9 protein-coding genes are annotated in these 13,368 nt (G+C 55.3%); 8 read left to right on the top strand and 1 reads right to left on the bottom strand.

Annotated features, from left to right (window positions below):
• The first annotated feature begins 59 nt into the window (after positions 1-59).
• The 4 genes from ACR0A1_RS12880 (at position 60) to ACR0A1_RS12865 (ending at position 4,136) form a co-directional block, all read left to right on the top strand.
• The gene (locus ACR0A1_RS12880) at positions 60-1,022 is read left to right on the top strand and encodes a cupin domain-containing protein (RefSeq protein WP_480867816.1); all 963 of its coding nucleotides are present in this window, start codon (positions 60-62) and stop codon (positions 1,020-1,022) included.
• A 102-nt stretch (positions 1,023-1,124) separates the two neighbouring features.
• Positions 1,125-2,249, top strand: coding sequence for a cobalamin-independent methionine synthase II family protein (locus ACR0A1_RS12875; protein ID WP_480867815.1), 1,125 nt, complete (start codon positions 1,125-1,127; stop codon positions 2,247-2,249).
• Positions 2,246-2,950: an alpha/beta fold hydrolase gene (locus tag ACR0A1_RS12870; RefSeq protein ID WP_480867813.1), complete on the top strand. Its 705-nt coding sequence runs from the start codon at positions 2,246-2,248 to the stop codon at positions 2,948-2,950. The genes ACR0A1_RS12875 and ACR0A1_RS12870 overlap by 4 nt, the downstream gene beginning before the upstream one ends.
• A gap of 463 nt (positions 2,951-3,413) precedes the next feature.
• Complete coding sequence (locus ACR0A1_RS12865; protein WP_170561885.1) at positions 3,414-4,136, top strand: response regulator; 723 nt, start codon at positions 3,414-3,416, stop codon at positions 4,134-4,136.
• Here the strand turns inward: ACR0A1_RS12865 and ACR0A1_RS12860 are convergent.
• Positions 4,115-5,527 (bottom strand): sensor histidine kinase, encoded by a 1,413-nt coding sequence (locus ACR0A1_RS12860; RefSeq protein WP_480867811.1) that lies wholly within the window; start codon positions 5,525-5,527, stop codon positions 4,115-4,117. The genes ACR0A1_RS12865 and ACR0A1_RS12860 overlap by 22 nt on opposite strands.
• 264 nt (positions 5,528-5,791) lie before the next feature.
• Here ACR0A1_RS12860 and ACR0A1_RS12855 point away from each other — a divergent pair, with 264 nt between their 5' ends.
• The 4 genes from ACR0A1_RS12855 to ACR0A1_RS12840 all read left to right on the top strand — a co-directional run bounded on the left by ACR0A1_RS12855 (position 5,792) and on the right by ACR0A1_RS12840 (position 13,127).
• The gene (locus ACR0A1_RS12855) at positions 5,792-7,567 is read left to right on the top strand and encodes a type I secretion system permease/ATPase (RefSeq protein WP_480867809.1); all 1,776 of its coding nucleotides are present in this window, start codon (positions 5,792-5,794) and stop codon (positions 7,565-7,567) included.
• A 39-nt stretch (positions 7,568-7,606) separates the two neighbouring features.
• Positions 7,607-8,938 carry an HlyD family type I secretion periplasmic adaptor subunit gene (locus tag ACR0A1_RS12850; protein ID WP_480867807.1) on the top strand — a complete coding sequence of 444 codons (1,332 nt, stop codon included), beginning with the start codon at positions 7,607-7,609 and terminating at the stop codon, positions 8,936-8,938.
• Positions 8,939-9,261: 323 nt separating this feature from the next.
• Complete coding sequence (locus ACR0A1_RS12845) at positions 9,262-9,924, top strand: hypothetical protein (RefSeq protein WP_480562188.1); 663 nt, start codon at positions 9,262-9,264, stop codon at positions 9,922-9,924.
• A 308-nt stretch (positions 9,925-10,232) separates the two neighbouring features.
• On the top strand, positions 10,233-13,127 hold the full coding sequence (locus ACR0A1_RS12840; RefSeq protein WP_480867805.1) for a calcium-binding protein: 2,895 nt from the start codon (positions 10,233-10,235) through the stop codon (positions 13,125-13,127).
• The last annotated feature ends 241 nt before the right edge of the window (positions 13,128-13,368 follow it).

Below are 13,368 nucleotides of genomic sequence, written 5' to 3'. Positions count from 1 at the left end.
GCCCTCCGGGTGCATGAGGATCGAGACCTCTTGTACCAATTCAATGAACGGAGACCATTATGAGCACGATCCAACAACGCATTGTCCGCTACGGCGAACTGCAGCCTTGTAAAACCGCATTTATTGACGCGCACACGCCCGGTTCGGACCAGAAGGAAAACTTTACCATCGTAGGCGGTGGCGTATCCGAAAGCCCCGATCAGCATGTCCACATCACCGACAAAATCGGTTTCAATATTGGCGCGGCGGGGCAACCTCCGAAATGCCGGAATTCGCTGCACAGCCACACCACGGCCGAGGTGTTCTTTGTCGCCAAAGGACGTTGGCGGTTCTTCTGGGGTCGCTATGGCACTGCGGGCGAGTTTATTGCCGAGGAAGGTGACATATTTAACATTCCAACTGGCATCTTTCGCGGTTTCGAAAATGTCGGGCAGGATTATGGGATGATCATGTCGATCCTGGGCGGCGATGATGCGGGTGGCGGTGTCACCTGGGCACCACAGGTGATCGAAGACGCGCAGGCGCATGGGCTGATGCTGGGCGACAATGGCGTGCTGTATGACAGCAAGAAGGGTCAGGAACTGCCCCACAACGTGCGCCCCATGCCGCTGCTGACCGAAGAAGAGCTTAAGAGCTATCCGGAAGTTCCGGTCGAAGATGTTATCGGCAAATATGTGGCACGCTATTGGGATCTGATGGCGCTTTCCGCTAACAAGCCAGCCAAAGTTATTGGCGAAGATGCCCTGATCAAGGATAAGCCGGGGTTTGAGGTCGATTTCCTCGGACACGGCTCTTGTTTGAACGAACCCGTCGCGGCGCATATGCCCGTCGTCCTCATGCCTGCGAGTGGTCATTGGCGGATTACAATCGATGGCTATGAAACAACTTTGTCCGCAGGCGACACAGCGCTGGTTCTGTCAGGTGAAAGCTACAGTATCGTGCCCTCAATGACCGGAGAGGCCGGTCTGTATCGTATCACGGCAACGGACGATCCCGCCGGAGCTACCTGGACCGGTGCATAAAGGCAAAGTTGCGCGCTCCGATCTCCTTCGGGGCGCGCAGTATGTGACCCGTTCTTCACTTTGGACTCGGCACAGGGAAGTAATTGAATTGGAGATGACATGATGACACGAATTTCAACCACCCACGTGGGGAGTCTGCCGCGTAGTCAGGAAGTCGTCGATTTCATCTTCGCGCGCGAGCGGGGGGAACCGTTCGATCAGACAGATTTTGATGCCTGCATGACGAACGCGGTGTCCGAAACCGTAGGCAAACAGGCTGCAGCGGGGATCGATATTGTATCAGATGGCGAGACTTCGAAAATCTCTTACGCGACCTACGTCAAGGACCGCTACACCGGGTTTGCAGGCGACAGCCCGCGCAACGCTCCGGCTGATCTGAAGATGTTTCCGGGCTTTCTTCAACGTTTGGCGAATGATGGCGGAACTCCGCAATACGCGCGGCCCATGTGTGTAGGCGACGTGTGCTCGAAAGGGCAGGGCGAGTTGCAGAAGGATATCGACAACCTCAAAAGAGCCATGGCTGAGCACGGGATTGAGCGCGGATTTATGAATGCTGCCAGCCCAGGTGTGATCTCTCTTTTTCTGCAGAACGACTATTACCCGACGCGCGAGGCGTATTTGGCCGCGCTGGCCGATGCGATGAAATCCGAATATGAAACCATCGTCGCGGCGGGTCTGGATCTTCAATTGGATTGTCCCGATCTTGCCCTGTCGCGCCATATGCTGTTCACCGACCTTTCTGACGAGGAATTTGTCAGTATTGCCGAAATGCATGTCGAAGCGCTGAACCATGCATTGCAGGATGTGCCCGCCGACAAGGTTCGGGTTCACATCTGCTGGGGCAATTACGAAGGTCCGCATTGCTGCGATATCGGAATGGACAAGGTGTTCTCGACTTTGATGTCAACCAAGTCGCGCTATGTGCTGTTTGAAACCTCGAACCCGCGCCATGCACATGAATGGACGGTGTTCCGCGACCGCAAGTCCGAGATACCGGATGACAAGGTACTGGTGCCGGGCGTGGTCGATACCACCACAAACTTTGTGGAACACCCCGAACTGGTCGTGCAACGTCTTGAGCGGTTCGTGAACATCGTGGGAGCGGAGCGGGTGATCGGCGGATCGGATTGCGGTTTTGGCACTTTTGCGGGGTTTGGCGCTGTCGATCCTGATATCGCCTATGCCAAACTGGGTGCGCTGGCCGAAGGGGCTGCTCTGGTCAAATGACACCACTTGTCCTTTTGCCGGGCATGATGTGCGATGCTCGGCTATTCTCGCCGCAAATTGGGGCATTGTCTGGCAGATATCCGATATTTGTCGCCCCCATTGGTACGCATGATACGATGCAGGCTCTGGCCGCCGAGGTTTTAAGACACGCGCCCGACCGGTTCGCGTTGGCCGGTCTTTCCATGGGAGGCATTGTTGCGATGGAAATGCTGCGGCAAGCACCGGGGCGTGTAGCGGGGATGGCGTTGATGGACACCAACCCGCTGGCAGAGGTGGATCAGGTCAAGGCGAGGCGTGAGCCCCAGATTGAGGCGGTTAAAAACGGTCGGCTACGCGATGTGATGGCCGAGGAAATGAAGCCCAACTATCTGACCGATGGCCCTGATCGACAGGCAATTCTGGACCTATGCATGGATATGGCTATGGCCTTGGGGCCGGAGATTTTTGTTAACCAATCCAAGGCCCTACGAGATCGCCCGGATCAAAGTCACACATTGCGCGCTTTCAAGGGATCTGCGCTGGTCCTTTGCGGTCGTCATGACGCGTTATGCCCAGTCGAACGCCACGAATTGATGCATGACCTGTTGCCGCAAAGCCGGTTGGAAGTCATCGAACGCGCGGGGCATTTGCCAACTCTGGAACAACCGCGGCAAACCGCGGCGGCGCTGCTGCGCTGGCTGGAGACAGTCGAAACAATCTAAGCCGGATTTCCGCAAGGCCGTAGATAGCTCTGGCGGAAACTGACTACGATATTACTCTGTCGGACTTGGAGCCTCTTTCGTAGCGTGGATGCAGCAGTAACGTTTAAGGGTTTCAGAAGCACCCAAATCTGGTTCAGAGCCTGCTGTCGCGATCAAAACTGCACTTAAGTCGGGGCACACGCGATACACCAAATACAAAGCCTGCTACCAAGTCTCTGACGAAGATTGCTTTGTTGCACGCAGCCACCTGCGGAAGGTGGCGGAAGTTGGAGGAATTTGCTGTTTGGAGTGACAAATTATTCAATCGTCCGGAATGCCCCGGTGGATGATTGTCTGGTTTAGCCATGAGTGGCGATTGCGGTCGCCGCGTACCAGACAGTTTGATCGTTCTCTGCAACATTGACAGCTTCGAATAGCAAATGTTGTTATCGTAACGACAGGCATCGTCCCGAGGAGAAGAGCTATGCAAGACGTCGCGGATCAATCCGCTGGCTATGATGAGCACATTCTGATTTGTGACGATGACATCGAGTTTGCTCAGGGTGTTTGTGCATTTCTGACTGACAAAGGGTACAAAATCGAACACGCGCAAGATGTACCCGCTGCGCGGTTGATGATGGCTGATGAAACCTACAGCTTGTTTCTGCTGGACCTCGTGATGCCAGGAACTAGTGGTAAGGTGTTATGTCACGAGATCGCTTCGCGCATAGATGCCGGGATCATCATGATCAGTTCGATTGATGACGACGCCGAGCGGATTTCCCTGCTGGAACTGGGCGCGGATGATTACATCATTAAACCATTCAACGAGTTGGAACTCCTCGCGCGCGTGCGTGCTGTGCTGCGCAGGCGTGCTGGTGGAACGCAGGGAAAATCCCGGGTTACCCGGTTTGGAGAATGGGAGCTTGTTGAAAACGAGCGGCATCTCAAAAGCGAGGATGGTCGCCTCATCACCCTCACCTCAAGTGAAGTGCGCGTCATGCGGTTTTTTGCTGAAAATCCGGACGTGTTGTGCACCCGAGAAGACCTTCTTGCCGTCGCTCGAACGCGGCAGCATGGCGGAGCAGGGGACAGGAGCGTTGATGCTCTGATCAAACGGTTGCGGTCGAAGATCGAGAACGATCCATCAAATCCGGAATATATTCGAACGGTCTGGGGGCAGGGTTACATCTTTCGTCCAGGCTGAACTCCGGAATCAAGCGGCAAAAGCACATTAGCCCTAAGGCCCCCGCTAGGGCGGTTTTCAAGCGTAACAGTGCCCCCCTGATCGACAACAATCGCCCGGACAATAGCAAGGCCGAGGCCTGTGCCGGGTTCGGTGGCTCCAAGTCTCTGGAAAGGCTCAAACGCTGTTTCAAGTTGTTCGGCTGGGATACCTGGTCCTTCATCGTCTATGTGAATTGCGGCCATATCATTCGAGGTGGTCAAAGAGACACTTGTTCGGCCCCCGTATTTGACCGCATTTTCCAACAAGTTTCTAAGAACCCGGGTTAGCGCGTTGTGTCTTCCTTTGACCACCGCAGATTGTTCGATGGTGCAGGTCACATCGCGACCCGCCTCAACCTGTTCATCTACAAGCGCCTCAACCAGTGAGCGCAAATCCAGGCGTGCAAGCTCTCCATCGTGATGCGTTTCGCGGTTGAGGTTGGTGACGGAGTTTACAATATCGCTGATGGTTTCCAACCGCTTGAGCAGTTGCTCTTTGGGTGCTGTTGGTTCCAATTTCTGGATCGCATCGTGCATCCGTGCAATCGGTCCCTTCAGGTCATGCCCGAGGCTACGAAGCAAGGTTGTCTTGTACTCAAGCGCCAGAACAATCCGGGCTTCCATGCGATTGAACGCAATAATTGTGTGGCGGATATCAATGGCACCCGCCTCGACGAGTGGGCCGACTTCTTCACCCCGGCCGATCAACTCGGCATTGACGGCCATCGCGCTCAGCGGTCGCATCACTTTCTGAATAAGAAACGCAAGTGCGCAAAGCAGGGTAAGCGCGACCAGACTGTCGATTGAGCCAACGATGACCAAAGGTACAATGTTCTTGTTTTTCATGAGCAAATAGCAGTTCAGCCATTCGTCATCATCCTTGAGCCGGACCGAAAAAACGCTCACCAGAAACGCGTCAACGCTTTCTGCATCGATAGGTTCGCCCGAGTGGCTCTTGAACAGTTGCAACAGCGCGCTTTGGTCGTGTTTGGCGTCAACGACCGTGTCTGCCACGGACAGTTCCGCGACGGCGATCCCGCGGTGTTCCAGCCGCGCCGTCAGCCAGTTAGCCAGATTCGGGCGGTCGCGGCCATTGGCCAAAGTGGTTGCTGCATCCTGCGTGCCGACCCTGACACTCCATTCTGCAGGAAAGAAACCAAGCGCTGCTTCGGAGCGGCTGTCAGGAGGCACGCGGGCCAGGGTTGAAACCACCTGCGCAAGAAAGGCATCGCCCCTGTTTCGGATCTCTTCAGCGCGAGAGTTTCGGATCTGAACCACATCGGTGACTACCGAGAACACGCCGACAATCGTCCAGCTGATAAGCACGATGCTCATAACTTGTGTTCGAAGTGTCAGATCATTCCAGCGCATTGCGCGTAGGCTCCCTGTCCCATCCCCCTGACTTGGGACGCTAATTCAAATACCGCCGCATTCCCAAGCGGAAATTGCAACCGCCATGCCGCTGATGATGCAAAGGGGTTTCACCCACCGGTACCGCACTTCCGGGCACCCGGTTTCGTCAGCTCGGTAAACAACCGGCCAAATTCGTCAATTGAATCAAAGTGTGACAAGCCCTTGGGGCATCGGCGGCTGGTCTCCAAGTATCACCCACAGAGTTTTTATTGGGAGCCAGCTATGTCAAAGCATTCATCCGTTCATCCACAACTTGCCAGCGCCCGGCGCGCGCTGAAGGGCAATCTGATTGCCACCGGCGTTTTCAGCGGTGTTGTGAACCTATTGATGCTGACAGGGCCGATTTTCATGCTTCAGATCTATGATCGCGTGATGTCTAGCCAAAGCGTGAATACGCTTGTCGCGCTCAGCACACTTGTCGCCGGTCTGTACTTGTTCATGGCCTTGATTGACGGCGCGCGGACCCGTGTGCTGGTTGCCATGGGGCATCGCTTTGAACAAAGGCTCACCCGAACAGCGTTTGATTGCACTTTGTCCGAGCCGTCGCGCAACCGTCCGGGTGGCAACCCTGCGGCGGCAATTCAAGATGTCGAAAAAATTCGCGGTTTCCTGTCGGGTCAGGGTGCCGGAGCTTTGTTCGATCTGCCGTGGATCCCGGTCTATCTGGGATTGGTTTTTGCCATGCACATGTGGCTGGGTATGGTCGGTGTAATTGGCGCGCTGGCATTGGTTGCCATTGCCATCGTTACGGATATCAAGGTCCGCGCTGCCGCGTGCGTTCAGTCTGAGCATTCAGCCAAGCGCAATCGTCTGGCAGAAGCCGGCCGCCGGAATGCCGAAATGGTTCGCGCGATGGGGATGCAGTCCAATCTGGGCAAGACCTGGCAAGATGTGAATGATCTCCACCTTGGTGCGAGTGCTAAGGCGGCCACTACTGTCGGAGTGTCTGGTAGCTTTACCAAGGTGTTCCGCCTGGCACTTCAGTCCGCCGTTCTTGCGGTCGCCGCTTATCTTGCCATCCATGGACATATATCGGCTGGCTCAATCGTTGCGGCATCGGTTATCATGTCCCGTGGCTTGCAGCCTATCGAGACTCTGGTCGGTAGTTGGCGCAATCTGGTTGCTGCCCGGCAAGCATGGGCTCAGCTGAAGCAAACTCTTTCTGGTGACGAAGCTGACCGTCGTATTTCCATGCCCAAGGCACAGAAGTCGCTGACCGTTGACGGCCTGATCGCTGCCCCTCCGATGGCCACTGCCGCTGTTCTCAAAGGTGTTGGTTTCGATATGAAAGCAGGCGAGGCACTGGCTGTGATTGGAACGACCGGCAGCGGAAAATCAACCTTGGCGCGCACACTTGTTGGTGCATGGTCGGCGGCCAAAGGCAGCATCAGTCTCGACGGTGTGCCGATCGACCAGTACCTGCCTGAGGAGCTTGGCCCCCAGATCGGCTTTCTGCCGCAGGATGTTGAGCTCTTTGACGGAACGATCGCCCAGAATATCGCGCGTTTTGATCCCGAGGCGACGGACGAGTTGGTGATTGCCGCCGCCAAGGCAGCGGGTGTTCACGAACTGATCGCTAGCTTCAAAGACGGCTATGCCACCTCGGTTGGCGAGCGTGGCGCGGCCTTGTCCGGTGGTCAGCGACAGCGTGTTGCCCTTGCGCGCGCGCTTTATGGTGATCCATTTCTGGTGGTTCTGGATGAGCCCAATTCCAATCTGGATGCCGTGGGCGAGGCTGCACTGAACCATGCCATTCTCGCCGCCAAGGCACGCGGGGCGATTGTGATCGTCATCGCGCACCGGGCGAGCGTGCTGGGTTCAGTCGACAAGATTCTGATTATGGAAGACGGTCGCGCCGGAGATTTTGGTCCTCGTACAGAAGTGATGGAGCGGTTGCGTCAACGCAATCAGGCCGCCGCCGGAGCTGCACAGCCTGCCGCTGAACAGAAGACCGTCGAACAACCCCAACAAACAGAAATCGTTGCCGCCACGGGCTGACCCAGGCCGGCGCTGTAAACAGAATGAATGGAGGAAGTCATGAATACCAACAAGAATTCCAACACGAACAACAAAGGGTTTAGGGATTGTTCTGCCCAATCCATCGGCTTTGGTCTGGTCGCAATTGCAGTGCTCGCCATAGGATTCGGTGGTTGGGCGATGAAAGCCCCGATGTCCGGGGCGGTCGTGACGGCTGGTAGTGTGGTGGTCTCGTCCGACCTCAGAGCTGTGCAACATCCCGACGGAGGTATTGTCGGCGCCATTCACGTCAAAAACGGAGATAGGGTTCAGGCTGGCGATGTTGTTCTGACACTTGATGATCAGCTGTTGTCAGGCAGCCAAGCCTTGGTCGATGACAGGCTCGTGGCGCTTGAAGCGCAGTTAGTTCGTCTGACGGCCGAGCGCGATAGTCTGGACGATCTCGTACTGACCGAGGAGCTTGCGTCCCGGAAAGACGAAGACAAAGTTGACCGCGCACTTGCAACGCAGCGCGCGGTGATGGAAGCACGTCGTCTGTCGCAGGATGGTGAGGTCGCGGCCTTGGAAGAGAAAATCGAACAGGCAGAGCAGGAAATTGTGGGCCTGGAGGCGCAGCGCGAAGCTTCCGAAGAAGAGATCAAACTGATCGACAGCGAATTGGAGGGTCTGACGCAGCTCTTTGAAAAGGGTTTAGTGCCTGGCACCCGGGTGACGACTTTGCAGCGTCAAAGAAGCAGTCTTGTCGGTAATAGTGGCGGCCTGACCTCTCAGATTGCAGTCGCCCGTGGTCGTATCAGTGAGACGCGTATCCATATCCTGCAACTGGAAAAAACCTTCCGCGAGCAGGTGATGAACGAGATCTCCTCGCTGGAGGTCGAACTGGATGGCTTGAAAGAACGTCGGAGCGCGGCCGCGTTGCAGCTGGCGCGGGTTGACCTTCGGGCTCCGGCGGATGGCATCGTGCATGAATTGGGGGTGCATACAGTCGGCGGCGTAGTGTCTCCGGGCGAAACGCTGATGCAGATCGTGCCCGAGGATGACGGGTTGGTGGTGACCGCTAGTGTCATGCCACAGGACATCAACAATGTCGCCTTGGGCCAGGCTGCGAGCGTGATGATCGGGGCGTTCGATCAACATGTTGCCCCTCGGTTGGATGGGCACGTTGAGTTTGTCTCGGCTGATTTGAAAACAGATCAGATAACTGGCTTACCCTACTACGAGGCGCGGGTTGCACTAAGCGAGGAGGCTGTCGGACTTTTGTCTGACCGCCAGTTGAGCCTGCTGCCGGGTATGCCGGCTGACGTCTTCATCGAAACCGGCGAACGTACCCTGTTCCAGTACCTTCTTGATCCTCTCAGTAAACAAATCCGGACCACGTTCCGGGAGGTCTGATCGACCGCATGATGTGAGCTGCCCAATAGGAAGAAACAGCTAAAACCAGCGCCAGAAATGGCGCTGGTTTTTTCGATCCTGAAGGCGAGGAGGGGCGAAGGTGGTACCTGAGCGGGTGCTGGTCCACATCTTGGAAGCGCGTCCTGTCTGAAAAGAGATGATGCCCGGCTTGAGAGCCTATTTTTGTCATACTTTGTAACAATTTAGCCCCCTTTTTCGCGTTGTAATGAAGGGGCCGGATAACCACCTTTTTGTTATACCCGAGGAGGAAGTTTCTAAGATTTTTTGGGTGCTAAACAAAGTGTGTAACAAGGAGAAATACAATGAAACATGTAACCGCTACGAGCTTCGAGAAAGCCAACGACGATGTCATCGCCGTGCCCCCGATTCAGCCTTTTCCAAAGTGCGGAACCGAGGTGCCAAACGATGGTGAAGACCTGGTGGCTGTAAATCCGTTGCCGATTAATCCGCTGGTTGCCGATCCCATCGAAGATCTGGTTGCCGTGAACCCGCTGCCTTTTGGTGCGGTTCCTGCCGGTGAAGGTGACGACGTCACCGCAGTTTCCCCGATCATGCCTGACCCCCGGTGTGGTACCGAGGTTCCGCAGGATGGTGAAGACCTGATCGCAGTAGCCCCGCTGCCTTATGGTGCGGTTCCTGCTGGTGAAGGTGACGATGTGACCGCAGTTTCGCCGATCATGCCTGATCCCCGTTGCGGCACCGAAGTGCCACAGGACGGTGAAGATCTGGTTGCAGTGAACCCGCTGCCCTTTGATCCGATCGTTCTGGATCAGGGTGATGACGTCATCGCTGTACCCCCGATCCTGCCGCTGCCCAAATGCGGCACCGAAGTACCGGAGGATGAGTATGACCTGACGGAAATGGCGCCTCCGCCGCTGTGCGAGATCGTACCGACTGCAGGCGGCGAAGACATCTGCGGAACCCCCGTTCCGACCGACAGCTTCTTTGTCGATATGGTCGCCTAAGTGGGGCGAAAACTCAGCGATCATCTATCGCTGCACAACCAAAATCCGGGCGTCTTAGTTCCTGTTGAAACGGACGCCCGGGCAAACAAAGGGAAAACCAAACTCACCGGCTGGGGCCTGAAGCAGGCGCCAGCCGGATTGCTGGTTTTCTCAGGCCGTGGATTCCATTTTTGTCATACTTTGTAACAACTTAACTGGCTTTCGCCTGTTGAGATCAACAGCCTGAAAAACCACATCTTTCCTATGATCTGTGATGCGTATGGGCCCGAACCTCGGGTGTCGACCATCCAGGAAACAGGAGGAAAGACATGAAACATGTTAGCAAATCAAAATTCCAGCCCAACTCGGCGAGTACGCTCAACATATCGGTTGGTCTTGGTGAAACGGATGACGATCCTATCGTGATCCCGCCGGTTAGTCTGCTGTCGGAAGAAAGCAGCGAATTGCAGGACTACGTCTGGGAAGATTCAGCCTCGGACGACGAGACTGTAGCCAGCAACAAACCTGATATTCCCGTCTGGACCGGTGGTAAATCACCTGGCGATGGCCACAGCGGTTGGTGGGATAAATATGGGACCCATCTGCATGACACCAGCGGCACCTATGTCGGCCGCGATGTCAAAGCCCGTGGTGAATACAATATGGCCGATGGTGAGGTGAGCTTTGAAAACCTGATGCACCGTCTCTCAAGTGGGCAAAGCAAGGGGACATATCTTTATACCCGTATCGAAGGGAATGACGGGGATAACGTCATCCACGGTTGGAACCCCGAAAACTGGGATAACTATGATGGCGGCACCTCGATCAAGAATTACTATTCCAACTATCATCATCGGGACAATATCTCGGGTGGTGACGGAGATGACATCATCATCGCCTACCGTGGGAACGACCAGTTGTTCGGTGATGGCGGTAATGATGTCATCTATGGTGGCGGTGGCCACGACTACATCGATGGAGGTGAAGGTGATGATCAGCTGTTCGGCGAATCCGGCAACGACAAGATCATTGGCGGCGGAGGCAAGAACATCCTTGTTGGCGGCGAAGGCGATGACATCCTGATTGCCGGGAATGAAGGCGACAAACTGTACGGTGGTACTGGTAACGACCTTCTTGTCGGCGGTGACGGTGATGATGTCCTGTTTACCGGGCATATCGATGAAACCTCTGCCGACACGCTTTACGGTGGAAAAGGGGCCGACACGTTCGTTATTGGCTCTGTGCCTGAACCAACAACTCATGATCCCAACCATAACCAATCGAATGGTCTGGGCGAAGAGTGGCTGGAAGAGGCAGGTAATCTGGCACTCGCCAAGATGCTGCCGGGCGCGAAGCTGTTCATCAACCTTGCCAGAGGCCTGATCGACGGGATCAAGAACATGTTCAAGACCGAGGAGCAGGTTGTCGAAACCGTCAACCCGCCGAAGGTGTCTCTGGTCGAGATCCTCGACTTCAACCCGCTTGAAGACAAGATCATTGTACCAGTCAACGTGGAGGGGCCAGTAACGCTGGACCTGCAGGCATCGATCGTTGATGGCGCGGCATTCGATCTGGTCGCGCTTGATCCGGCCGACAACAAGTTCAAGGTGATTACAACCTTCTATTGGGATGAGGCGTCGAACATCTTTCCGGGCGCAACAAGTATCTCGCAGCAGAACACAGATGCCTTCATTCAACGGTTGAAAGAAACCGCTCTGATCACGGGGCCGGATGGTGCGCATTATGGCTTGGGCCAAAAGATCGACCTTGGCCTGAGTAGTGAAGACCTTGCAGGTCTTGGAACCAGCAAGTTCGTCACATTCGGGGCGTTCGGCGGTGTTTCGATGGTCGGCTTTCACGACGAGGATCGTCAGTTGGGAACAAACCACAACGACGTTCTGCAAGCCTATACGTCCGAGCGCGATACCCACGGCGGAAACGAGGCCGAAATCCGTAATGACGGCAATGATGTTCTCTACGGCTTTGGCGGTGACGATATCATGGCTGGCGGTGGCGGCTTTAATAAGCTGTATGGTGGAGAAGGCAATGACACGGCCTGGTATGGTGACAGCCTGAGCGGCATCTATGTCGACATGAACAACAAGGCGGAAGATGCCAGTGGTGAGTATTACTGGGCCTGGCATGGCAACAGCGCCAATCCGTTCGATCTCAATGACGAGATTCGCGACAAGGAAGGCTATGATCTGCTCTGGAGCGTCGAGAACATCTATGGCAGCGACCATGATGATGTGATCATCGGAGACGAGGGCGATAACGTCTTCACCTCGGGTGATGGCAAAGACGTGCTGACCGGTAACGGAGGAGCTGACACCTTCATTCTGAACGGCGGCGGGAACACGATCACCGATTTCGATGCCGATGAAGGCGACCGTATCGAGATTGACCTCGACGCCTACGGGATGACCGGCTGGTTCGATCTGGATCACCGCATTGAAAACGGCCAGATCGTGCTGTTCAACAAGCTGACAGACGAGATCATCGTGCGCTATGACGATGACGGGAACGGATTTGACCCGTCATACATCGACCTGCGCAGCTTGGTTGGCAACGATGAAGAAGGCTATCAGGTTGTCTACGAACCGCCCTTTGGTGCAAACACGCTGGAGTGGTTCGAAAAGTATGGCAACCGGATTGATGCCGAGGTCGGCGAAGAGCTCGTTACCGTAGATGGCACCGATAGTTGGGACTACATGATCGGCGACACCGGCAGTGGTGGATTGACCCTGAATGGTGGTGCTGGTGATGACTACATTGTTGGCGGTGCGCTCAATCAGTTCGCTACTCTGAACGGCGGCGACGGCAATGACACCATCGTGATCCGCAAAGGCGCGATGATCACCAATGCAAATGGTGGAGACGGCGACGACGTCATCATCCTTGATGCAGACCAGTCTTCAGAAGCCGGGTTTGCCAATATGTTCGGTGGCGAAGGCAGCGATACTTTTGTCATCACCGGCCCGGGCAGCCAGTATGGTGGTCAGGTGATCCGGGATTTTGAGGCTGACGACTCGATTGTTATCGATCTGGAAGGGTTCGGGATCTCGTCTCTGGATCAACTTCAGATCGAATGGCGTTCCAGCACTCACTGGGTCACGGCAAATGGCCAAAAGGTGATCAGCGTACAGGGTGTTGATGAGCATTTCGATGTCATGCAGCACATCAGCGAGCTGACGGCTCAGCAATCACAGGATTGGGGTCTCTGATCATCGCCTAATTACCAAAAAAACGCCTCAGCCGGTCTGGATCGGCTGAGGCTTTCTTAACAGTTCGATCTGGCAATAATGCAAAGTTAATTATTGCGACGTTCCAAATTTGGCGAAGACTCGCGCAACTACACCGATCTTTTGCTCAAACCCCGCCATAACCCACTGACCTACAGCGTTTTTTAGCGCATCAAAAGGTTGGCCTAGGCCCGCATCCGCTCAGATTAATTCGTTAATGAAC

Source organism: Ruegeria sp. D6 (genome assembly GCF_056534365.1).
The sequence above is the reverse complement of the archived record's forward strand: the minus strand, read 5'-3'. Positions and strand labels throughout refer to the sequence as shown.